This is a genomic window from Singulisphaera sp. GP187 (assembly GCF_900129635.1).
Lineage (GTDB): Bacteria > Planctomycetota > Planctomycetia > Isosphaerales > Isosphaeraceae > Singulisphaera.
Window position 1 is genome coordinate 16,355 of the sequence record NZ_FSRB01000004.1, and the last position, 23,477, is coordinate 39,831.

A 23,477-nucleotide genomic window follows, 5' to 3' on the forward strand; every position below is an offset into this window, starting at 1 on the left:
CCCGGCGATTTGATTCAGATCGGCGGTGTCCAGCTCAAGGTCGTTGCCAGGGCTCCCACGAGCTCCCCAGAGCCGCGAGCCACGCCCGCGTCTCGTAGGCCCGCCCCGGTGCCGGCGGCTCCCACAAAACCGGCGCCTCGGCCGGCGACGGCCCCCGCGGCGTCAACGCCTGCTCCACCACCGGCAGCGAATGCTCCAGGCGCGACGTCGTCCCCGGCGAAGCCTCCACCACGGCCGGCTTCCGCTCCGCCTCCACCCCCTTCGAGGCCGGTGCAGAGCGGAGCGCTTCCGATTCCGTTTGTGCTCAAGACGGGGACGTCGTGCCGGACCTGGGACGACCTGCTGACCGTGTCGGCCCAGCGCTGGGAGGCGTTGCGCGACGAGCTCACCTCGGGCCGGCTGGCCGCCTTTTTCGCCACGAACCGGCTGGGCGATCTGGCTCCCTCGGCGGATGCCCCGGGCACTCCTGACGAGCGGTTGGACGTCTGGCTCGCCCTGCTGCCCACAACGCGGCCGAGTCTACCGGAACTCGACGTTCATCCCGAAACCCTGACTGTCCGGGCCGTGGCGGGTGGTGGCGTGACGCGGCAAGTCCTCGCGATCACGAACACAGGCTACCGGCTGCTTCGCTCGAAACTGAGCGTTGAGCCCAGCGCGGCGGCCTGGATCCGGTTGTCGTCGGCGTTCGCGGGGACGCCCGTGGTCACGGTGGATCGCACCGAGGTGCCGCTTGAGATCGTGATCCCCGAGAACCTTGCGGCGCCGAAGCTTGGGACCGTGGTCATCGAGAGCAACGGCGGGACCCGGCGGGTGACCGTGCGGCTCGAGCGGCTCCCCGCGCCGGAGTCGATCCCCGAACTCTCCTCGGCGATCTATGGCGAGGGGGGGCCCGATCTCCTCGAACTCGTCGCGCGACAACCGACCGGCCTTCGACTCGCGCTGGGAACCCTCGGCGGCCTCGCGGTTCGATCGCTCGTCGCGCTCGGCGGACTGCTTCCGATTGGGCTCGGCGCGACAGAAGCCCTGCCTCGCTTGCTCGGACCCGCGATTCTGTTCGCCGCGGTGGGGAGCGCGATCGGTCTGGCGCTGACCGTGAAGCGCAGGGAGGCGCGCGACCTGCCGCCGGCCGGTTTCGCCGGTGCCTGTGCGGGCGTTCTCGTCGCCGCAATCGTCGTTGCACTCGGTCGTGCCGTCGAGCCGGCCCTCGGACCGGCTCTGTCCCGTTCGCTCTGGGGCTCGGGCCTGCTCTGGGCTGGCCTTGGCGCGGGGATGGCGGGACTCTCGCTGCTGACTGCGCCCCCTCGCCCCGTCGCGGAGTCCGAATCATGAATCTCCGTGCCGTTGTGGCGGCGGCCCTGGTTTTCGCTGGGGTCGGCGCCGTCCAGGCCAAGGCCGCCGATCCTCAGGCTGACGCGATCGCCCAGGCGATCGAGCGTGGCGTGGCCTTTTTAAAGGCGCAGCAAGAACCGCGAGGGAACTGGTCGTTCGCGTTCAACCACGACCACACGCTGGGAATCACCGCACTCGCCGGTCTGGCACTGATGGAGAACGGAATCGATCGGGACGATCCCACGATCACCCGGGCCGGCTCTGTGGTGCGCAGCCTCGCGGTCCGATCGACGCAGACCTATGACCTCGCCCTGGCCATCCTCTTCTTGGCTCGGGCCCAGGTGGAGACGCGCGGACCGGACGACCCCCTGATTCAACGTCTGGCCGCGCGGCTCGCTGCGGGAGAGCAGGGGGGGATGTGGTCGTACACGGTGCCGCTCGAAAGTGTCGAAGATGACGACGTGCGCTCCCGCAGGCCTCGGCGCGACTTGTCGAGGAGGGCCGTCGAAGCGGGTGACAACTCGAATACCCAGTTCGCCCTGCTCGGAATCTGGGCGGCCAGCCGCCACGGCTTCGACCCCAACGCCAGCCTGGCGGCGATTGACGCTCACTTCCGCCGTTCTCCCGACCGAAACGGTCGCTGGGGCTATGTCAGCGGAGCCTCGGGGACCGACTCCATGACCTGCGCGGGCCTGATGGCCCTGGCAATCAGTGCGGCCCGGCCGAACCTGGCCGAACGCCAGACCGCCCGCGCCCGAGGCGCGGCCCTGGCCGCCGATCCAATCTTCGCGAAGGCGCTGGAAGCGGTCGCCAAGGATGCGCGAAAGATCGGTCAAAATTCCGACATTTACTACATTTGGTCACTTGAACGGGTCTGTGTGGCCCTTGGCCTCCGCGCACTGGACGGCTTCGATTGGTATGAAACCGGGGCCCACGAGTTGCTCCGCCGTCAGATGGACGACGGCGGCTGGCCTGAGCCCGCCTGGGGCCGGATTCCCAACACTTGCCTCGCCTTGCTCTTTCTCCGGAAAGCCAACCTCGCGTTCGAACTCGATCGCGTCCTCAAGCTTCCCACCGCTCCTCGACTCGACAAGCCGGTCGACGAGGCTCCCGTTGCCGAGAAAGCGAAGGAAGCCCGACCCCGAACCGGGGGCGAGGAAAACGACGTTATCGTCACCGGGGCGAGCGACACCAATTTTCCGGAGATCTCCGTCGAATTCGAGGTCAAGCGACCCGATGGGACTTACTTGCTTGATGCGACCGAGAAGGATTTCCGGGTCACCGAAGAAGGTCAGCCGGTCCTGATCCGCAAGTTCCAGTCACCCGTCACCACCCAGGCCCACGCGACCACGGTCGTTCTCGTGGTCGATCGCAGCCGGAGCATGGAAGAAGAGGACCGGATCGGCGGCCTCAAGCGTGCGGTCTCTTCGTTCGTGAAGGGGCTCCCGCCGGGATCGCGCGTGGCGGTGGTCGCCTTCGGCTCCGACGTGAAGACGATCTGCCCGTTCACCGGTGACCCGCAAAAAGTCCAGGAGGCCGTCGACGGCCTGACCCCGGAAGGAGCCACCCGTTACTACGACGCCGTCGCCGAAGCGCTCGAGATGCTCAATCGCGAGAAGGGCCGCCGCGCCGTGCTGGCACTCACGGACGGCGAGGACACGTTCAGCCAGTCGGCCTCGCTCGACTCGGTCATCGTGGCGGCCCGACGCCTGGGCTTACCCGTCCACACCTTGGGACTCGGTACGGAGGACGAGATCGAGAGCGATGCACTCCGTCGCCTGGCCGTCGAGACTCGCGGCCAATACTATCCCGCGCGCCAGGCCGATCAGTTGCGAACGATCTATGAACAACTCGCCGAACGACTGCGTTCGAGCTACTCTCTGGCCTACCAGAGTGACCGAGCGCTTCCGGACGGAACCCTTCGACCGGTCCGGATCTATTACCGGGCCAGCCGCAAGGCGGGCGAGACCGCCGTGTTCATCCCAGGAATGGTCGTCCCCGCGGGCGGCTGGCCTCAACTCTTTCTCCTGCTCGTCGCGGGTCTGATCGCCCTGGCCGCGCTCCCGGGCTGGCTCGCGCGGAAGCGGAAGCCCGCGACTCCTTGACCGAGGTCGAATCGCCCCCCGTTCCGTTGTTGAGATCGGTGTCGATGCTACCACCCATCCGCTACCCGCTCCCCACGTTCGTGCTCCTCGTCATTCTGGGCCTCCTCGCCTGGCGTGGAGAGACGATGACGCGCCCTCTGAGATCGTCCTTGGCCGAGCGCTGGCAACGTCAATTCGCGGGCCCGCCGGTCCCCAATTCGACCGAGCCGAAAGTCGTCGCCGGGCCCATCGTGCGCAAGGCACTCTTGCTTCACGACGCCGTGGCCACGTCGGACCGCCCGTCAGGCGCTCCGTCCGAACCGATCCGGTTGCGGATGTTTGTTGATATCTACGACATCTGGCCATTGAGCGGCCCACCCGATTTCTACCGAGTCGGCAATCGCCGGCCGATCGGCTGGGTGAATGCGAACGACCTTTTGCCCTGGGATACCCGGCTCGTCGTCCACTCTCCCGAGGTCGAGTCGACATCAGCGGTTGCAAACCCGTCAAAAGATCGCCCACGGCCCCCGAGCCGACCGGCCCTTCCGGTTCTCTCCTGGACCGCCGACACGGTTGAGGTCGCAACCTGGGACGAGTCGCTCCCTTGGCAGTCCGTGAAGGGGCGCACCCCGATCCGAATCACTCAGCTTCGTCCCGACGACTGGGGAGTCTGGATCAGCCGCCCCGAACTGCTCAGCCTGCTGCGGAGGACCGGGCCGAACCCCCCCGAACCCGCGAAGCTCACGAGACTCCGTGCGATTCTCGGCCGCTTATCGGACGATCGCCCCCTCTCGGCCCAAGCTCAGGCCGCGACGATCGCGTTTCTTCCCGTACAGGTCTTCACGTCCCGAGACGATTCGTTGTCCCTCCTCGACTCGAACGAGGCGTTGGCGCGAGCCAACGAGAACTGGTCGCCGGAAGCCTCATGGGGTGGGCTCTCGTTCCAGTTTCTTCCGCTCTCAACGCTTCCTTGAGATCATGCTCGGATGGTGGGGAAACCTCTCGGTCTCCCGCTCAAGGGGTGCTGATCTCGCATATTGAAACGGGAGATGGGTAAATCAAAACGTGACTTGTGTTTAATGCAAATATGGCGAATTGGGAATTCCGCGGGCAGTCGCCGGCTCGGGTTTGTGAACGAAGGTGTCATTCAGGTCGATGAAACTGGCGGGCGATGAACCGGCTGAAAGGGATCCGAAGGGGAAAGCTGGCGCACGCCGAGGTTGCCACCCCGGGAGCTCTTAGCCGGTGGGCATTATTATCCATGAAATTGGATGATGTGTAAGCCATGGGTGCCACGGGTTGAGTCCAGCCCGTGGCACTCCGTGGGCTTTGCACCCCCGCGGTTAACCGTCAGAAAATCAAAAAAACCGAGACCAACGGCTTCGCGGTAATGCCGTGCCGTCGCGTGACCACTTGTATGGAGATTGGACGGGCTGTTGTCCAGGCGGTGGACATCCTCCCGCAAGAGAATACAATCTAGGCTTGGACATCTTGGGCCGACGACCTTCCGTGTGGATATCAGGATCCTCGCCGCTCAGACCGCGGATCAAGGCGGCGCCTTCAGATCCATGTGCACGTCTCTCGTGTCCGGTTCCGAGTCTCGCGGATGAGTCGACTGCGGCCAGGTCCATCCCGAAGGGGACGTGTCGTCGTTTCATTTCCCTTCACGTCAATGATTTTTGTCGGAACGAGTCCGTTGGATGCAGTCCCGACGGACGTAACTTCCCGTCGTTTTCCGACGCTTCAGTCAGAGAACGGCCCTCTTCCCTATTTGAACAAGGAGTGGACAGATGAGCGATAGACGCCAAGTCATGAAACGATTTCGAATCCCGGCGCTGGTCGTGGCGACGGCGATGATGAGCCTCGCCGGATGCGGGGAAGGGGCACCCTCGGGTTCAGCGTCGACTGAGGAGGGCACGATCAAGGGAACGGTCACGATCAAGGGAAAAAAGGCCACCGATGGGCAAGTCTCCTTTGATCCCACCAACAAAGCCAGGCCCAATGAAACGGCACGCAAGGCGGAGATCGGCAAAGACGGCAGTTACACGGTGAAGACCTTGGTCGGAGATAACGTGGTCCGAGTGACCGTCCCCGGAATGGAGAAAGACCGCACTCTGATCGGCACTCAACTGAATTTCGAGGTCAAGCCGGGAGAGAATACGTACGAAATCGTGCTTCCGCCCCCCAATTGAGGCGTGGTCAATCGCTCATGAGAAAGTGGCCGTCATTGCACTCGAACACTTTTCTAGGATGAGCTTGGCGCATGACGAAGGCCGGACGGAATCTTCCGCCCGACCTTCGTCGTTTCGGTCGCCCTCTGGATTCAAGCGCCTTGAACCCGTGGGGTGAAACTCGATCCAACGATTATTTAGAGGCTATCACTCGAGACCACCTCGCCTCCCTGAATCGTGGCTACGGACCACCAAGTCGTTTGGGAGATCGTGTTCTTGACGAAGCGGACCGTCCCGTCGCCGAACAGGACGTTGACCCCACCGGAATGGTAGCTGCTCGCGGTCGACGCCCCGCCACCGTTGTCCGGAGCGTAGAGACAACTGGTCCCGTTGGGCGTCATGACATGGTTGTATCGCCCCGTGGCCGGGTGGCCGGTATGCCAGTATCGACCCGACGCCATGCCACCGGCCATGTTACCGGTCGCGGGGTTAATCGCCTTGCATGCGGTGGCGTACGCGAGGGCGCTATCCCCGGGCGTTTGCGCGGCGACATCATAGATGGTGGCGGACGGGCGATTCTGATCGCGCCGATTGTTGTTCGCGCCGCTGCCGGTCCCCTTGACCCGTTCGCTGAACGCCGCGGACTGGCTCAGTCCGTCCGTCACTGACGCGAATGAGACCGCCTTGGTTTCCGGTACCACGCCGAACATTCCGTCCGGGATCCCCGCGAGGAAGAACGAGTCAGGCCTGGCGCCCGCGTTGGCGACATAGTTCGTCTTCCCTTCAACGTTGGACAAACGATCGGAGTCCGACGGGCAAAGGAAGGCATTCACCACCGTTCGAATCCCCGTGGTGTTTTCCGCCCTGCCGGGGTCGGCCATCCCCGCGGTGAAATTCAAGGCGTTATACAGCGCGTTCTGTTCGATGTAGGTCAGCATCAAAGGATGCGGCCCCCAGTCGTTCCATCCGCGGGGTCCTTGCCCCCAAGGCAACGCATTCACGGTGCCATGGTAGTTATGCAGCGCAATGCCAAGCTGCTTCAGGTTGTTGATGCATTGTGAACGCCGCGCCGCTTCACGTGCGGCCTGCACGGCCGGCAGCAACAACGCGATCAGAACGGCGATAATCGCGATCACGACGAGCAACTCGATTAAAGTGAACGCACGACGACAAACTCTTCTCATCGGAATTGACTCCCACCACGTGAAAGCGTGAAAGATGGATCAGAGATGACGATGACGACTAATCGCAAACGAGCTTGCTGAGCAAGACTTCTCCGCGCGTGCAAAGTCCCCATGGCTTGACGCCATCGCGACTCTGCACTCGGAATTCACCCACCGACCACCGTGCAACCAGCCTAGCAAACTAACCGAATCGTCTGCGGCTCGGGCACGAATACGTCTGGTAGGGGGAACCAGGGACGTGAGGTCGGACCTCGCGTCTGGCACCAGGCGGTCTTAAAGCTCATGATTCACTGGACGATTAGAGATGGATGGAAGCAGCACAAAACTCCATCAGGCATCTTGAGGTATAAGCACGCACTGCCCGAAAAGCAAGAACAAACTTAGCGAGGTATCGTGATTTAAAGAATTAGGATTTAGCGAACCGAAAAAAGGTTCTTATGTATTAAGGAATTCGGAATTAGGGAGGAGGATGTCGTCATCACTTCCGTGGAGACTATGATCGCCGTCTTAAGGAAATCAGGCTGCCGACTCGATCCGATTTCCGTGTCGACACTTATGCGCTCGCCGTTCTGATTCGCCGCGGGGGTCGGAGTGGTTTTGAGCGATTGCGTTTGCGGAGGGCAATCCGCTCGCCGGCCAAGCTTCCCTTTTGCTCAAATCACGCCGGTGGTGGTGGTATTTGTCTCAGCCTCTGGTCTCATAGATCCGGTGATCTCTGACTTCCTTCTTCCGAATGACAGCGGTGCCTGTGGTTGCCGCGGGCGTGCTCCGCTTGCCGGTGCCCTCGAAATTCAGGGGACGGCACCGGTTTAGACCGAGCAGCGATGGCGCCGATTATCGATGGGATGCGGACGCGGCCGTTCGCTGTGCAGGATTCGTGCCAAGTCCACTTCGATCCCCCGCTTCATCTCCAACTTGCCGCTCGACCTCTGTTCACCGCACTACTCCAGGAATTGTTTGAGGCCCATGTTGCCAAGGTGAAACATCGGCTTCAGAAATGCGTTCAGGCATCTTGCAATTCAATGTCTCATGATTGATGTTATTCGTCCCGCACTGCCGGCCATATAAGGCGGACCGGTGCGGTCGATTTTTTGGGCTTCAGGACGCCAACCCGGCCGTATTTCAGCGGTCCCGCGGCCGCGAAGCTCTCCCACCCCCCCCGAGGACGATCCCTTGAGAGCACAACAGGGCAGAGGACACGGACTGTTTTCCCGGAGGCAACGTCAGGCCAGAGCGGCCAGGCGGACGAGCAACTTCAGCATTGAGGCTCTCGAAGGCCGAACGTTGCTCGCGAGCCGGCTGTTTGCGCTCCCGCTCAATGGTCCCTCGGTGATTGCCGAGCTCGACCCTCAGAGTGGGGCCGAGCTTCGTCGGTTCAGCACACCGGTACCGGCGGACCCGTTCGGTGAGAACGGCCTGGCGTTCGACGGCCGGGTCCTTTACTACATGCCTCACGACAATACGGACCGGCTCTGGGAACTCGACCCGGATACTGGTTCCGTGATCCGATCCGCGGCCGTGGGTGATGGGAGTGGCCAGATTGATGGGATCGGCGCGGTGGGCGGTAAGGTCTATCTTCAGGATATTCTCAACCACCAGCTTGTTGTAGTCGACCCGACGACTGAGACCGTCGTCGGTCGGCTGAACGTGGCGGCCAACCTGGCCGGGGGACTCACCGGCGCGGACGGCCCGGATGAGCTGGTGGCGACCGAGTCCTTCACGACCGCCGTGCGGATTGACCCGGCGACGGGTGATGTCCTGGGACGGTTTGCGCTCCCTGGCCCGATCTTAGGGGCCGCGTTTGTCGATGGTAAGCTTTACTTCGGATCCGCGCAAATGGGCCAGGTCTATGTGACCGACCGCACGGGGAACTATCTGGAGACGCTGAATATTCCCTATCCGGTCTCGGCCCTCGCCGGCGACGGGGTCGTAGTTGATACCGAGCCCGAACCAGGCGCGGAGCAGATTATCAACGGTGATTTCGAAAGCGGAGATCTCACCGGCTGGTATACGTACACTCAACCCGGAAGTAACGGGCAGAGCATTCACACCTATAGTGTTGCCGACCTACCGAGTCGGCCGTATCCGGCCCCGCCGCAGGGTCATTTCGCGGCGACCAACGACTTGTACGGGCCAGGGACGGAGGTTCTCTACCAGAACGTTGCCCTGCCGGCCGGGCAGTCGGCCCGCCTGTCCATGCTCGTAGCCTATCATAATCAGGCGATCGGATTCTTCACGCCCGACACACTCGACGCGCTGAGTTTTCAAACCTTTGCGAACCAACAGATTCGCATCGACATTGTCGACCCGACCGCCGACATTCTCTCGACGGCGGCCGGTGACGTCCTCATGACCGTCTTCCAGACGAAGTCCGGCGACCCGAACTCGCTGGCCCCGACCGAGATCAATGCCGACCTCTCCGCCTTCGCCGGCCGGACGGTGCGACTCCGGATCGCGATCGCCGAGAACCAGAACTTCTTCGATCTCGCGGTCGACTCGGTCAGCATCCAGACCCGTCAAATTCATCCACCCTCCGCCCCGGCCGCGTATTACGTCGCCGACCTTGAGGATTACGGCGGAGGGACCGGCAAAGTGATCCGGATCGACGCGGCCACCGGAGCCCAGACCATCGTCTCGGCGGGAGGTCAGTTCATTGACCCGTACAGCGTGGCGCAGGCGTCTGACGGCTCGCTGATCGTGGCCGATCAGGGCTTGTTGGGTGGCACCGGTACCCTCTTCCGCGTGGACCCGGTCACCGGGGTCCAAACGGTGATCACCACGGGCGAGTATCTCGTCGACCCCTTTGAAGTCGTGATTGCCCCGGACGGCAGTTTCCTGGTTGCCGACTTCGGCTACGGCGGGTTGGGGCGGGTTGTCCGGGTCGACCCCACGACGGGGGCGCAGACGCTCGTGTCGGACGCCGGCATGCTCCAGCGACCGTTCGGGATCGCGACCGCCCCTGACGGCACGATCTTCGTAGCGAGCTCCTGGTACGTCGGTGAGACCGGCCAGGTCTTCCGAATCGATCCGGTCACCGGCGTGCAGACCCTGATTGCAACCGGCGGTGCTCTCGTCGACCCGACCGACGTGGTCGTGGCTCCCGACGGAAGCCTGATCGTGTCCGACCCCTCGGCGATGGGTGGCCAGGGCGCGATCTTCCGGATTGACCCTGCGACCGGCGTCCAGACCTTGATCTCCCAGGGGGGCCTGTTCCGAGCGCCGATCGGACTTGCGATCGCCCCCGACGGTCGTCTGATCGTGGCCGATCCCGGCGCTCTCGATGGCCTCGGCGCGTTGATCGGCGTCGATCTGGTGACCGGAGCGCAGTCCGTCGTCGCGTCGGGGGGGATCTTGCATAACCCGCTGGGCGTTGCCGTCGGCACCATGCCCACCCAACCCCCCGTTAACACTCCGCCGACGGCCAGTGCCGGGGGGCCGTACACGGTCGAAGAAGGGACGACCGTCACGCTTGATGCCTCAGGCACGACCGACCCTGACCAGGATCCAGGTTCACTCACCTACCTCTGGGACCTGAACGGCAACGGCGTGTTCGGCGAGACCGGCTCGGCCGCCTCCAACGGCGATGAGGTTGGCCTGAACCCGGTCTTCTCCGCCGCCGGATTGCCTGGCGGGGCCATCCTGACCATCAGCCTCAAGGTGATCGACGCAAGCGGGCAGACCAGTCTCGCCACCAGCACGATCACCATTGATAACCGGCCGCCGATCGTCACTCTCGGCCCGGACATCGCGATCAACGTGGCCGACACCTTCACCGCGTACGGGTCGTTTACCGACCCCGGGGTCGGTGAGGACTTCCGCGCCTCGGTGGATTACGGCGACGGCGCGGGGTTGCAGGTACTCGCCCTCAATCCCGATCGGACGTTTGACCTGAGTCACGTCTATTCGCGGGCCGGGACGTACAGCGTCGTCGTTTACGTGACCGATGGCAACGGCGGCACGGACCATGCGTCCTTGCTCGTGACGGTGAACCCGCTCACCCCCACGCTCTACACGCTGGGCGGATCGATCACCTACGGGCAAGAATTCGCGACGCTCGGCGGGCTGGTCACCGGCAGCGCGGGAGCCGCGCATGGGGATGTCTCCGTCACCTTGGCCGGCGTCACCCAGACGGTCGCGATCGATCCGGCGACGGGTGAATTCAGGCTCGACTTCTCGACCGCGACGCTCGGCGTCCTGGGCTCGCCCTATGCGATCACGTACAGCTTCCTGGGTGATGGCACTTACGCCCCGGTCACCGTGACCACGTGGTGGTTTAATGTTACCCCCCGTGACTTGCGGATCTTCGCGCGGAATGTTTCGAAAGTCTACGGTGCTCCTGACCCCGAGTTCTCGGCCCTATTCGACGGGTTCGTCGCGGGCGAGGGGCCGGGCGTGCTCGACGGTACGCTGACGTTTGCGACGAGCCTCCCGGCCGACAACAAGCCCGTGGGTTCGTATGCGATCACGCCCATGGGCCTGAACTCGCCGAACTATACCGTGTACTACCTCCAGGGCACCCTCTCGGTGACCCAGGCGACGACAGCGTTCTCGGCGCTCGGTTCGCCCACGGTCATCGTTGGGACCGCGTCGACGACCGTCACGGGCGTCCTTGGGTCGAACACCGTGCTGCCGGTCGGCCAGTCGGTCACAGTGACAATCTTCGGGCCGAACGGGCCGATGGCATCTGGGACGGGCATGATCAGCAGTGATGGCCGGTTCTCCGTAACCGTCCCCACCGCCTCACTGCCGGCCGGAGCGTTCGCGGTCCATATGGTTTACCAGGGTGATCTGAACTTCAAAGGCGCCGAGGGAACTGCGGCTCTGGCGGTAACGACCCATGTGGTCGCCCTCTATGATACGACGAAGGCGTATAAGGCCGGCAAAGCCGTCACGATCGAGATTGCGGTCCAAGACGCGACCGGCGGTTCCCTCGCGTCGTCGAGCCTGGTCGTCACCGCGGTTCAGATCGTCGACGCTCAGGGAGCCACCTTCATTCCAAGCGCCAAAGGCAATGCAAACCCCGGCGGTGTCTTCAACAAAAACGGGTCAAAGTACAAGTACAAGCTCGACACGAGCGGCCTCGCCCCCGGGAAGTACACGTTGCTGGTCACGGTCGGCAATGACCCGGTGAAGCACGCCTTGGAGTTTGTCGTCAAATGACCCGGTCCGTGACCGGAATTGCCACGTACTTGTGACAAGTTGGCCGTCACCGCCGCGACCGCGACGGTGACGGCTGGCCCCATTCGGTGGCTCCCTCGCCAACCAATCGAACGTTACGAAGACCTTCGTTGACAATACGAAGGTTTTCGTATAACGTGCTCCTCGGTCCAACGGACTCAAGGAGCATTACGCGATCATGGCACCGTCGAAGCCGAAGCCGAATCTGAACCCGCCCCGACCGACCGATGCCGAGTTGGCCATCCTGCGAGTGCTTTGGCGTAAAGGCCCGAGCACGGTTCGAGACGTGCAGGAGGAACTCGCCGTCGCGCAATCCGTGGGATACACCACCGCGCTGAAGCTACTCCAGATCATGGCCGAGAAGGGCTTGGTCGACCGTGATGAATCGCGGCGCACCCATGTCTATTGGGCGAGCCGGCCCGAGGAACAGACTCAATGCCAACTGGTCGGCGACCTCCTGGATCGAGCGTTCGGTGGCTCAGCCCAGAAACTGGTGATGCAAGCGTTGGCGAGTAAACCGGCATCGGCCGAGGAGTTGGCCGCGATTCGCACCTGGCTCGCTCAGCTCGAGGGAGATGAGCCATGAGCATGTCGATGGGGTTATTGAACTCGCCGCCCGTGGATGGGATAGGCTTGGCCTTGCTGCATTCGCTCTGGCAGTGTGCCGTGATCGTGCTGGTCCTGGCCGTGATGTTGAGGTGGATGCGCCACGCCGCGGCACAAACGCGTTACCTGGCGGCATCTGCGGCGCTCATCGCGATGGTGGCACTGCCAGCGGTCACGGCGGGGCGCATCGGGCTGGCAGATCGCCCCGTGAATCGCGTCGGATCGGTTGCGGCGATCGGGGCGTCAAAGACGATCCCGGTTACGACCGGCCCGATGGGGACGATCCATCCCCGATCATTGTTTCTTGCCCCATGGTTGCCGTCCTTTGCTCGGCCCCGAACGCTGTTGCCCGCGTTGGTGAGCGTCTGGGTTGTCGGCGTGGCCACACTGGCGATTCGGCTCGTTGGTGGCTGGTTCCTGATACGGCGACTCTGCCGCCGACACACTCGACCGATCGCCGGCCCACTCGAAGCGATGCTCGCCCGACTCGTTGGGGTGCTCGGGATTCGCAGAGGACTGCGCCTGCTCGAATCCTCCCAGGTCCAGGTTCCGATGGTGATTGGTGGGCTCCGTCCGGTGATCTTGATGCCGATCGCCAGCCTGACAGGATTGCCTCCGCGACAATTGGAAGTGATTTTGGCGCACGAACTGGCCCACATCCGCCGTCACGATTACCTGGTCAACCTCGCGCAGAGCGTCATCGAACTGTTGCTCTTCTACCATCCGGCGGCCTGGTGGGTTTCCCGGGTGATCCGCGACGAACGCGAGCACTGCTGCGATGACCTGGCGGTGCGCGCGTGTGGCAATCGCCTTGCTTATGCGCAAGCCCTGGCCACGATGGAGGGGCTCCGCAGTGCCTCTCAACCCTCCCTGGCGGCTTCGGACGGCCCGCTCATGGCCCGGATCCGCCGAATCCTTAATCCGGAGATCATGTCGATGTATCGATTACCTATCGTCGGACCGGGAGCCACCGCGCTGATTGGCATCGTGTTGCTGGTCGGAGAGCCCGCCCTTCCGCGCGGCGGTTTCGCGAGCGGCGCCCAGGCGGCCGGAGCTCGCCGACCTGAGGAACGAACGTCCCCAGATTCCGCTCCTCTCGTCCGTAATGATCGTAAGGTCTACGTCCCGATTTTTCGCTCAGGTTCCTTGTCCCGTGTTGTTCAACTGCAACTCACTGAGCTGGTCCAGAAGCAGATCGAATCGCAGACCCCCTGGAAGGTTGTCGGCAGGCTCGAAGAGGCCGATACCATTGTCGATGGCACGGTGAACCTCGTTGACAAGTCGATCCAGGCTGAAGATCCGCAGAACCTCCCGCGCCAACTCATCGGGGCCATTCATGTCCGGGTCAACTGGGTTAACAACCCGCCTCATGCCAACGATCGCACCCGCGAGCCGACCCTCGTCTCCGCCCCAATCAAATTCGCCCCCGAACTCGGCGAGACTCTGATGGACGCCATGATGCGGAACGGCAAAAAGATCGCCACCAAGATCGTCGACCAGGGCGTTCGGCGATTTCCTGGGGATTTCCGCGTTCATCCTCGGCAGTAGTGCTCCACCGACCGCCTCATTTGATGAGTGATAATAGACATGTTGTGATTTTTTGGGCATCACGCCGCGAGGATCGCGCCATTTGAGCCGACAGTTTGCAGAGGTAGCGGCAATCTGTTTGCCCCCGTAGTTGCCGCAAACGCAATGCTTCGCCGAACCCGTTTTCCCGCTTTTTCGACGCGCTCGGCCGTGCCTGCCCAACGGGAGGGATCCGATCCTGGCTGTCGATTAATCGGAAATTGTTGATGGATTTATAGCGGGTTCGGCGAAGCTTGATCCGCAGAGTGTCAAGGCGCTAACATGATGCGATATTTGGAGACAGAGGACTCTGGAATGGCCAGTACTTGGTCAAAGTGGTTACTCGTTGCTGTGAAGAAGTCTGCTTGCCTCGAATGCGATTGTCATGCCAGAAGCGGTTTTTCAGGTGGCTTTCCTATCACTTGGAGATCGGAACGACATCCTCGATATCCTGCGTTTTCTCCCTGTCCAAGGGAAGATGGACCAATTCGGTGGGCTTGGCGAAGTCGATGTGGTCGAGCTCGATCCTGCGGACGCGGCGGTTATGCTGCGTGTGGTAATAGATGACCCGGTTCTTGGTGTCGCTGCAGGTTGTCCATTGTGTAGCACTCCGCATTCCCGAGGTCTTGACTTCGCCTGATCCTTCGGCGGCGCCGAGCGGTACGTTGAAGTTGTCCAGGATGCGGAACACTTCGTACATGGCTTCCTCGCCCGAGCTCGTGGAGCGGGCCGTTTTGGAGAACGCCACGGCCCGGACGAACCGCGACGGCGGGGTGTAGTCGCCGGGCAGGCCGATCATGCCACTGCCGCCTCCCAGTGGTTTGAAGTCGAGGTCGGCGATCCTCTTATCCGGCAGGGCGACCGGCGAGAGGTTGATGTAGTTCCTTAATACTACAGCGCCAAGTTGTACCGTCTTGATCCGCCAGCCATTGCGAAAGTATGCTCGCCTTCATGGTTTATGGAGGGACGAGTATGGATATCCCACAGATCCGCAAGCTCAAACCCGCGCTGAACAAGTTCCTCAAGCGGTTCGATGACTGCTTCCCGCGCAAGGACACGCGGTCCCATTTGCCGGTGTACGTCTCCGGGCAACTCTCGGACATCCCCGAAAAGAGTGTCGAGCCGATCGCCATCAATGCCGGCGTCCCCGTCAGGACCCTGCAGGAGTTCCTCAGCCAGCACTGCTGGGACCAGGACCGGGCGCGCGACCGGCTCCAGCACATCGTCCGCGACGAGCACGCCGGCCCCAACGCGATCGGCGTCTTCGACGAGACCAGCGACGTCAAGAAGGGGAACAAGACCCCCGGCGTGCAGCGGCAGTGGTGCGGCTCCGTCGGCAAGAAGGAGAACTGCATCGTCACGGTCCACCTCGCCTACGCCCGCGACGGTTTTCACTGCCTGCTCGACGGCGAACTGTATCTGCCGGAGTCCTGGTCCTCTGACCGCGACCGCTGCCGGGAGACTGGCATCCCCGACGCTATGGTTTACCGGCCCAAGTGGACGATCGCCCTGGAACTCTACGACCGCGCCATCACCAACGGTCTGCACTTCGACTGGGTGACCTTCGACGAGGGCTACGGCAGTAAGCCCGAGTTCCTGCGGGGGTTGAGGGGCCGCAGCCAGAAGTACGTCGGCGAGGTGCCGCGGAGCTTCATGGGCTGGATCAAGGCACCGCGTGTCGTCACCAGGAAGTATCGCAAGCACGGGCGGGGCCGCGGCCGCAAGACGCCTCGCCTGGCGAGCGGCAGCGCGCCGGCCCGGCGGGTCGAGGCGATGCTCGATCAGGACGGGTTTCGCAACCAGCCCTGGGTCCGGTGGCGGGTCAAGGACGGGCACAAGGGGCCGATGGTCTGGGAAGTCAAGCACTTGCGGTTTTCCCCCGTGGGCGCGGACGGGTTGCCGGGCGAGCCGCTGCACCTGGTCGCCGCCCGCGACGTCTTGAACCCGGCGGAGTTGAAGTTCTTCGTCGGCGACGCCCCCGAGGAGACGTCGGTGCAGGTGCTGTTGCTCGTCGCATTTTCGCGGTGGCGAGTCGAGCGCTGCTTCGAAGACCAGAAGTCCGAGATCGGGCTGGATCAGTACGAGGGCCGACGCTACCAGGGGCTCAAACGCCACCTGATCCTGAGTTGCCTGAGCTACCTGTTCCTGTCGCGGATGCGACAGGAGTTCGGGGGGGAAAAACCTGGGCCTGACGGAGTGCCAGGTACACACCGCAGTAGCGGCGTTGATCCCATTCTGGTGGTTGGGGCTGAGTTCAAGTTTCGCACTTCTCCCAAATGTCAAATTCCGACTTGTAGATTCAATAGGGCTCCAAAAAAAAACGTCGGCGTCTCTGTCAGTTTTTGGCAAATTGTTTGGGCCTTACACCGAACAATTTCCCCTGACACAGGACGCCGACCCATGGAACTTACACCCTCCTTCCTCCTCTTGCTACAGCAATTCACACCCGTCTTCACCAATCCCTCCTTCCACACCTTCACCTTGATCGCCTCCGGCTGGATCCTCTCGAATCGCCACCGCTATATTACCGAACTCATCTTCTCCAGCGGCCAGGTTGGCATCGGACATTGGTCACGCTTCCATCGCTTCTTCAGCCATGCCGCTTGGGACCTCGATCACTTCTCGATGTCCCTGGCCAAGCTTGTCGTCTCCATCCTCGCACCGGGCGCCACTTTTTACTGGGCCGTCGACGACACCCTCTGCCGAAAACGCGGACTCGCCCTCTACGGCGCCGGCATGCACTACGACCCACTCATCTCCAGTCGAGCCAAAGCTCTCGTCAGTTGGGGACACGACTGGGTCGTCCTCTGCCTGATCGTCGTCCACCCGTTCTGGGCACCGACCAAAGTCTTTGCCTTGCCCATCGCCATGCGGCTCTATGTCAACCGCCAAGGCTTAACCAAGGGCAAAAAGAACCAGAAAAAGAAAAAGGCAAAGCCCGATCCCAATCATCGCACCCGCCCCGAACTCGCGATGGAATTGATCCACTTGGCGGCGGACTGGTTCCCCGACGACGAGATCGTCATCACCGGCGACAGCGCCTATGGGGGCCAGAGCATCCTCGGCCAACTTCCGCCCACGGTCCATCTCATTAGCCATGTCCATCCCAAGGGGGCCCTCTATGAGCCAGCGCCTCCCAAGGAGGAGAAATCCAAAGGGGCGCCCCGCAAGAAAGGCCAGCGCCTCCCCGGCATGAAGGAGTGGGCCGAGGATGCGAATCAACCCTGGACCCCACACGACTTTGACCAGTTCGGGCTCCATGCCAGCTTGGCGGTCAAGACGATCCAGGCCCTCTACTACAAGGCCGGCAAGGACCGACTCCTGACGATCGTCTTGGTGCGTGACCTCCAGGGGAAACGTCCCGATCAGATGTTCTACTGCACCAAGCTCGATTGGACCGTCCCGCAGATTCTCTCGGCCTACTCGTACCGTTGGGCAATCGAATGTACTTTTGAAAATACCAAGCAACTTCTCGGCCTCGAGGATCCCGCCAATCGCCTCCCCAAGGCCATCGAGCGAACCGCGCCGATGGCGTTGTTTCTCTACAGCTTGGTGGTGGTTTGGTTCCACCAGACCGGTCATCGATTTCTTCGTTTTCCGGTCCGCCCGTGGTATCCGAAGAAGCAAGAGGCCTCGTTTGCCGACCTGCTGACGACCTTGAGGCGGGTCAGCTATGAGGAGAAAACCGAGGGAGCGCTATCCAACCGGTATGACCTAAAAGCCTGGATTGCGCAGCTCACCGAGTTTCTCAGCCGCGCGGGCTGAGCCGACATCGGCCGGAGATTTCGGCCCTCACTCGCACTTGATCAAGGGGTCGCCGGGGTCGATAACAGGCCTCGGGCCGCTCCCGATCCGTCCCTGTTTATGCGAAACTTGAACTGAGTGCTCCGCGGAAGCTACTGGAGCGAACCTCCGAAGAGATCGAGCGGGCGCAACGTCGAAACGCCGTGGCACAGCGGTGCCACACCAAGCGGACAAGGCGAAGGCTGCATGAGTTGGGCATCAAACTCACAGAGTTGCCCCGATGCAAATGGGATACGACTTAGCGCTGTAGTATTAAGTTGGTCTCGTGCCATTCGTAACTCGGCGCGTTGGTGATTACGCCAAGTGGCGCGTCGAAGATCGTCAGTTCCCCTTTGAGGTACTCGATGACGATCGCCTTGCCGCTGGGCTCGGTCACGATGTAGTGGACCCCCGCCACGATCCCCAGGGTCGGTTCAACCACGGGCACGACGTGGACTTTTTGGATGGCCGACCGGGCTTCTTTCACCGATCCGCAGGTCGTGAGCAGATACATACCGACATCGGTAGGCGCCATTGATTCGCCTGCCTTGGCCGGATCATACTTCTGGTAGACGGCGGTTCCTGGGTGATAAAAGAGGCCGACCGTGATTCCCTTCTCGTTCATCCCGTCGATGACGATGGCTTTTCCCGCGCCGTCCAGTGCCACGGCACCGTACTTCGCGTTCCAGCACAGACCCGGCTTACTGTCCGGTGTCTGAGCGGTGAACTTGTAATCCCGCGGGACGACGACCAGTCGCGATTTGAGGTCAAAGGCGCCCCATTCCAACGTGCGGCCGAACAGCGCCGCACCGTCCTGGGCCTTCAATGAGATGCCCGTGCACGCGTACGCGACGGGAGCTTTGAGAAGCCAGATCGCAGTCGTCACGAGGACGAACGTTGAAAGCAAGGGGTGCTTCACGGTGTGTTTCCTTGACCAGTGCGATGGTGGGGATCAATCCGAAGTTGCCCGCGAATCGTCGGATTCGCTCGGCGGCGAATCAATTCTACCTCGGAGAATCACTCGCTAATTCTTCGATGCCATCGAACAATACGTTGTCAACGAATGTTGTCTTCGGATTCGTAGTAGCGACGTCCGCGGAGTGAGTCTGGGAGACACGGCATCTCCTCTCTGGCTTTCGGATCGTCATGGACATAGCGATATCCCTGCGCATAACCCGACGTTTTCATCAGCGAGGTGACGGCATTGCGCAGGTGGAGCGGGACCGGTTCGCGCGGAGTGGCGGCCGCATCGGCGGCGGCCGCGTGATAGGCACGCTTCACGGCGTTCGACTTGGGAGCGTGGGCGAGATAGATCGTGAGTTGGGAAAGCGGATAGAGCGCCTCGGGCAGACCGATCAGGCGGGTGATCTCGGCTGCCGAGGCGGCCTGGACCATCGCCTGGGGATCGGCGAGTCCGACGTCTTCGGACGCCAGGATGCAGAGACGACGGGCGATGAAGACGGGGTCGGCTCCCCCCTCGATCAGGCGGGCCAGCCAGTAGAGGGCCGCATCAACATCCGAGTTTCGCAACGACTTGATCAAGGCCGAGGCCAGGTTGTAGTGGTCCTCGCCCCCCTTGTCATAAGCAAACCGCGAACGGCCCAGGGCTTCGACCAGGGTTTCGCGGTCCACGCGGCGAACACCGTCGGCCCCCGGCTCAGTGGACCGAGTCGCCGCATCGAGCGCCGTGAGTGCCACGCGGGCGTCGCCCCCCGCGGAGTGAGCGAGCAGCCGCAAGTCCTCGTCGGACATCGTGACCTGGAACGCGCGGAGGCCTCGCTCGGTATCCGCCATTGCCCGCCGCAAGATCTCGGTGATCTCCGCCTCGCCCAACGGGTTCAGGACGAGGACCCGCGAACGTGACAGGAGTGCCGAGTTCACCTCGAACGACGGGTTCTCGGTCGTCGCCCCAACCAGCGAGACCGTGCCGTCCTCGACGGAAGGCAAAAGCGCATCTTGCTGGGATTTATTGAAGCGATGAATCTCATCGATGAACAAGACGGTTCGCCGCCCCCCGCGACGGTCGCGCTTCGCCTCCGCGACCGCCTCGCGCAAGTCCTTCACTCCGGAAAGGACCGCGGAGAGCGGCACGAATCGCGCGTGAGCACGCTGGGCCAGCAACCGACCCAGGGTGGTTTTCCCCGTACCCGGTCCGCCCCACAAGATCAAGGAAGGGAGGGGGCCCTGATCTTCGATCAGGCGGCGAATGAGCTTGCCCTCGCCCGTCAGGTGCTCCTGGCCGACGTATTCCTCGAGCGTGCGTGGCCGCATCCGCTCCGCCAGCGGGGCCCCTGGATCGATTGCCGGCGCGGCCACCGCTTCTTCTTCCGGTTCGCCGAAGAGGTCCCTGGTTTCCTGCCTGGCCATCGTGAGCATCCTCGAACATTCGTCCGGTTCGTCCGTCCGCACCGCGACGCGGCTTGACATGACTGAATGTCCAGTATAACACGCGTTTCTTCAGAGGAAGTACGTGAGGTCCGGGCGCCGCGCGACTCGAGAGAGGGATTCACCTTCGCGAAGCGGCACTTATGGTATGATCGCCGGACGATCGGGCAAGAGCTTGCTGAGCCATTGGACTCGTTTTTCTTTTGATTTTCTGAGACATAACCGAGGCGATGTCAAAGCCGTTGAGTACCACGGGTTGCACATTGTTCAATGGATAGGATGACCAGCTTCACCGGCTTGGTCTCTCGATTTCCTGGTTGAGCCCGAAGAATCGACCTGCAGAATCACCGACCGTAGGGAGAAGTCAATGCTGGCCACATCATGGACGATCGCCTTGAGTCTGGCCCTCGTGACCGCTGGTGGACCAACAGTTCAGTGGCTCGGCCAGGATGGTCACGACCTGGTGAGCGCATCGGCGACTCTCGAGCCGAATGGATATCAAGATCTCCATATTCGAGTGAGTGGCTTGCCTCCTCGGCGGGCGATCAAGACGGTCGAGCTTCGGCCCGATGCGGGCGGGCTCTGGAGTTCGGACCAGACGTCGGGGCACTGGAGGCTTGCCGTGGAGCGCCGGCCCGAATCGCCGACGGCCGACCTCTTTTTTGAGGCGGGGTCTCCTCAGAAGGGGCAAACCTATCAAATCAAGATCGAATACGCCGATGGCTCGGCCGCCAACCTGTCGGTCCGGGGAGGCCGATCGGATCCGAATTTGCGCACGACCGCAACCCTCCCGAAAATCCGCTGGGCCGGACAGGACGGACAAGACTTCACGGCGTTGGAGCTGGGTGTCGGGCCGGACCGATTTCAGGATGCGTGCCTGACTCTCGAGAATCTGGCCGTTAAGGACACGATCGAAAGCGTGGTCCTTGATGCCGGGGAGGAACTTCGGTGGCATGCGGGACGCAATCCCGAGGGGGACTACAACGCCGAATTTCTCAGAGATTCCAAGGACCCGTCGATTGCCCAGGTCTACTTCCAACCCGATCGCGACCTGATCAGCCGGAACCTCGAAGTCACCGTGACTTATGCGAACCAAAAATGGGACAGGCTTCGAATCAAGGGCGAGCGGACCGATCCGAAGCTGGCGATGCCTCGTCTCACCGTGCCGAAGCTGGAAGCGGGGACGTTCACCGGCCGCTGGCTCGGCCAGGATGGCAGTCGAGAGGGGAACCGACACGAGATCCATGTCGCGCTCGCTGACTTACCGGCTGGACAGGTGATCGACGCGGCGATCTTGAGTGATTCCGTGAGCAAGTGCTGGATTTACAGGCGCAGCCCCCAGGTCAAGCTCGAGGTCGAGCCGGGCGAACGACCCCTGAGTTTGCAAAAAGGGAATGACCCGACCAAGGCCGAGCTCTATTTCACTCCCTACCGCGATGAAGTCGGGGCAACCCTGACCCTGCGCCTCATTTTTGAGAATGGCGCGAGCACGTTCGCCCATTTCGGAGCGGGTGTCTGCGACCCGCTCGCCGGATTGCCCAAACCGGCGGCCACGACGGTTGTGGCCAAGCCGGGCGACGACCTCAACGATCTGGCCAACCGGTTTGGGACGGTCACGCTGGCGACCGGGATCCACCGCCTCTCCAAGCCATTGGTGTTGAACAATCCGGTCACGCTGACGGGGGAGCCCGGAACCGTGCTCGAGTTCTCGCAAGGTTCGAATGAGCCGCCCTGGACGACCGCGATCAAGATTCATAGCGGTTCAACAACGCTTCGGGAATTTGCCGTCCGGTTCGCGGGCCGGGTGCGCTGGAATCCGAACGTGAGCTACGGACCCGCCGTGATTGGCACGACCGACAACCTCGAGCCGGCGCGGGGCGGGGTCAAGCTTGGACTGACCTTTGACCGGCTCGACCTTGCGAGCCCCTCCCCGTCCGGAGCCACCGAATGGGAAGAAGCCGTGCGGTTGATGCGACTCAACGGAGCGCAACTGGGGAGCGTCACCGGCTGCACGCTCTACGGGGGGATGATCGAGTTCTTCGGTGGCCCTTGGCAGTTCGTGGACAACACCTATCGCGGGACGCCGAGCGGAACCTTCAGCCATGGCGTGATCGTGGGCCACTTCGTCAATGACCTGGTCGTCCGAGGCAATCGGATCAAGCCGGTTCGCCCCTCGGGCAAGACGTGGCGATTCCTGGTCATGACGGGGTTCGGGCACTCGGTCCAGGTCGAGAACAATACGGTCGAGGGCGTCGGCCCGCGCGACAACGATACCATCCCCTCGCAGAACGCCCCGGAAATCATCCTGACCGAGTCGTACAAACTCGCCTTCGAGGGCCGGCCCTCCGCGGTCTCCTCAGACGGCCAGCTTCTGACGATCAACAGGGGGCTGGGGCATGCTCCCGAGATCGGTTCTCGAGTCTCGGTGCTCACGGGAACGCATGCGGGCGAGTGGCGGACGATCGCGCAATCGGTTTCGCCGGCCACCTACTTGCTCGACGCGCCGCTCCCCTCCGATGCGACCGTGATCTCGATCAGTGGCGGATTCGACAACATGCGGATCGAGGGGAATACGGTCGACGCCCGGGGCAGTCGACTCGCCTGCTGTCTCGTGTTACCCGGGAATCACTTTGGAACCCTGGTCCGAAAGAATCGATTCCTCGGGGGGGGAGAGACAATCCGGCTTGCGGCGGCCGCCAGCGAGTCGCCGATGCGCTGGGGCTGGTCCCACGCTCCCTTCTTGGGCGGATTGTTCGAGGAAAACATCATTGAGGACTCGATGCAGGGGGGCCTTGTTGGCGTGGAGCATTCCCCGCAGACCAAATCGAACCAAGGTCGAACCTACATGACGATCCGCCTCAAAAATAACATCATCCGTTGGTCCGACGCGTTCCTCCGACAGCGGGTCCGAGCCAAGGAAAAGGCTCCACTCCGAGGGTACACCTTCGGTTTTCTCCCGTCGCACGACCCGGACGAGTTGGTCGTCACCCAAGTGGGGGACCGTCTCCAAGCGCCCGCGACAGCCCATGGGAATGCGGGTCTGTACGTCAACTCCGCCCAGGTCAATGGCCGGCGAATCACGAAACAAGGGTTTCGATTGCCGGCGGAACGGATTCCGGACGAAGACTCACGTGCATCCACGCGGAAATGAGGTCATTATGGGGGCACCTGGTTCACGAGCCCTCGGAGTT

Annotated in this window: 14 protein-coding genes and 1 pseudogene; 10 read left to right on the top strand and 5 right to left on the bottom strand. The window is 62.5% G+C overall.

Annotated features, from left to right (window positions below; all coding sequences use genetic code 11):
* Nucleotides 1–14: 14 nt before the first annotated feature.
* Nucleotides 15–308, bottom strand: a complete 294-nt coding sequence (locus BUS42_RS45875) for a hypothetical protein (protein ID WP_143206704.1) — start codon at nt 306–308, stop codon at nt 15–17.
* Here BUS42_RS45875 and BUS42_RS45880 point away from each other — a divergent pair.
* The 4 genes from BUS42_RS45880 (at nt 301) to BUS42_RS40680 (ending at nt 5,605) form a co-directional block, all read left to right on the top strand.
* A complete protein-coding gene (locus tag BUS42_RS45880; RefSeq protein WP_143206705.1) occupies nt 301–1,329 on the top strand; it encodes a hypothetical protein in 1,029 nt (342 codons plus the stop codon). The genes BUS42_RS45875 and BUS42_RS45880 overlap by 8 nt on opposite strands.
* Entirely contained in the window at nt 1,326–3,434 is a 2,109-nt protein-coding gene (locus BUS42_RS40670; RefSeq protein ID WP_074317650.1) for a VWA domain-containing protein, read from the top strand. The genes BUS42_RS45880 and BUS42_RS40670 overlap by 4 nt, the downstream gene beginning before the upstream one ends.
* Before the next feature lie 44 nt (nt 3,435–3,478).
* Nucleotides 3,479–4,387, top strand: coding sequence for a hypothetical protein (locus tag BUS42_RS40675; protein ID WP_074317936.1), 909 nt, complete (start codon nt 3,479–3,481; stop codon nt 4,385–4,387).
* Nucleotides 4,388–5,203: 816 nt separating this feature from the next.
* Nucleotides 5,204–5,605 carry a hypothetical protein gene (locus BUS42_RS40680; protein WP_083671410.1) on the top strand — a complete coding sequence of 134 codons (402 nt, stop codon included), beginning with the start codon at nt 5,204–5,206 and terminating at the stop codon, nt 5,603–5,605.
* Nucleotides 5,606–5,781: 176 nt separating this feature from the next.
* Here the strand turns inward: BUS42_RS40680 and BUS42_RS40685 are convergent, their stop codons facing one another.
* Nucleotides 5,782–6,768, bottom strand: coding sequence for a DUF1559 domain-containing protein (locus BUS42_RS40685; protein WP_074317652.1), 987 nt, complete (start codon nt 6,766–6,768; stop codon nt 5,782–5,784).
* A 1,173-nt stretch (nt 6,769–7,941) separates the two neighbouring features.
* Here BUS42_RS40685 and BUS42_RS40690 point away from each other — a divergent pair.
* The 3 genes from BUS42_RS40690 (at nt 7,942) to BUS42_RS40700 (ending at nt 14,100) form a co-directional block, all read left to right on the top strand.
* A complete protein-coding gene (locus tag BUS42_RS40690; protein ID WP_143206706.1) occupies nt 7,942–11,928 on the top strand; it encodes a PKD domain-containing protein in 3,987 nt (1,328 codons plus the stop codon).
* A gap of 196 nt (nt 11,929–12,124) precedes the next feature.
* Nucleotides 12,125–12,532 carry a BlaI/MecI/CopY family transcriptional regulator gene (locus BUS42_RS40695; RefSeq protein WP_074317657.1) on the top strand — a complete coding sequence of 136 codons (408 nt, stop codon included), beginning with the start codon at nt 12,125–12,127 and terminating at the stop codon, nt 12,530–12,532.
* A complete protein-coding gene (locus BUS42_RS40700; RefSeq protein WP_083671413.1) occupies nt 12,529–14,100 on the top strand; it encodes a M56 family metallopeptidase in 1,572 nt (523 codons plus the stop codon). Before BUS42_RS40695 ends, BUS42_RS40700 begins: the two co-directional genes overlap by 4 nt.
* A gap of 436 nt (nt 14,101–14,536) precedes the next feature.
* On the opposite strand, the gene BUS42_RS40705 is transcribed toward BUS42_RS40700, so the two are convergent.
* On the bottom strand, nt 14,537–15,037 hold the full coding sequence (locus BUS42_RS40705; protein WP_083671416.1) for a linear amide C-N hydrolase: 501 nt from the start codon (nt 15,035–15,037) through the stop codon (nt 14,537–14,539).
* A 53-nt stretch (nt 15,038–15,090) separates the two neighbouring features.
* On the opposite strand from BUS42_RS40705, the pseudogene BUS42_RS45885 reads away from it, so the two are divergent.
* Together BUS42_RS45885 and BUS42_RS45890 are read left to right on the top strand one after the other, a co-directional pair.
* A pseudogene (locus BUS42_RS45885) lies at nt 15,091–16,332 on the top strand (IS701 family transposase); the annotation flags it as partial.
* A gap of 186 nt (nt 16,333–16,518) precedes the next feature.
* Entirely contained in the window at nt 16,519–17,883 is a 1,365-nt protein-coding gene (locus tag BUS42_RS45890) for an IS701 family transposase (RefSeq protein WP_254054145.1), read from the top strand.
* A 277-nt stretch (nt 17,884–18,160) separates the two neighbouring features.
* Here BUS42_RS45890 and BUS42_RS40720 read toward each other — a convergent pair whose 3' ends face one another.
* Together BUS42_RS40720 and BUS42_RS40725 are read right to left on the bottom strand one after the other, a co-directional pair.
* Complete coding sequence (locus tag BUS42_RS40720; protein ID WP_074317667.1) at nt 18,161–18,820, bottom strand: linear amide C-N hydrolase; 660 nt, start codon at nt 18,818–18,820, stop codon at nt 18,161–18,163.
* 137 nt (nt 18,821–18,957) lie between these two features.
* Nucleotides 18,958–20,328, bottom strand: coding sequence for a replication-associated recombination protein A (locus tag BUS42_RS40725; protein ID WP_254054125.1), 1,371 nt, complete (start codon nt 20,326–20,328; stop codon nt 18,958–18,960).
* 325 nt (nt 20,329–20,653) lie between these two features.
* Between BUS42_RS40725 and BUS42_RS40730 the strand changes: the two genes are divergently transcribed.
* Nucleotides 20,654–23,437 carry a hypothetical protein gene (locus BUS42_RS40730; RefSeq protein WP_074317669.1) on the top strand — a complete coding sequence of 928 codons (2,784 nt, stop codon included), beginning with the start codon at nt 20,654–20,656 and terminating at the stop codon, nt 23,435–23,437.
* Nucleotides 23,438–23,477 lie beyond the last annotated feature (40 nt).

Excerpts from the sequence above, each read along its gene's own strand:
- BUS42_RS40670 (WP_074317650.1), top strand. The coding sequence starts at position 1,326 with ATGAATCTCCGTGCCGTTGTGGCGGCGGCCCTGGTTTTCGCTGGGGTC.
- BUS42_RS40675 (WP_074317936.1), top strand. The coding sequence starts at position 3,479 with ATGCTACCACCCATCCGCTACCCGCTCCCCACGTTCGTGCTCCTCGTC.
- BUS42_RS40680 (WP_083671410.1), top strand. The coding sequence starts at position 5,204 with ATGAGCGATAGACGCCAAGTCATGAAACGATTTCGAATCCCGGCGCTG.
- BUS42_RS40685 (WP_074317652.1), bottom strand. The coding sequence starts at position 6,768 with ATGAGAAGAGTTTGTCGTCGTGCGTTCACTTTAATCGAGTTGCTCGTC.
- BUS42_RS40695 (WP_074317657.1), top strand. The coding sequence starts at position 12,125 with ATGGCACCGTCGAAGCCGAAGCCGAATCTGAACCCGCCCCGACCGACC.
- BUS42_RS40700 (WP_083671413.1), top strand. The coding sequence starts at position 12,529 with ATGAGCATGTCGATGGGGTTATTGAACTCGCCGCCCGTGGATGGGATA.
- BUS42_RS45890 (WP_254054145.1), top strand. The coding sequence starts at position 16,519 with ATGGAACTTACACCCTCCTTCCTCCTCTTGCTACAGCAATTCACACCC.
- BUS42_RS40725 (WP_254054125.1), bottom strand. The coding sequence starts at position 20,328 with ATGTCAAGCCGCGTCGCGGTGCGGACGGACGAACCGGACGAATGTTCG.
- BUS42_RS40730 (WP_074317669.1), top strand. The coding sequence starts at position 20,654 with ATGCTGGCCACATCATGGACGATCGCCTTGAGTCTGGCCCTCGTGACC.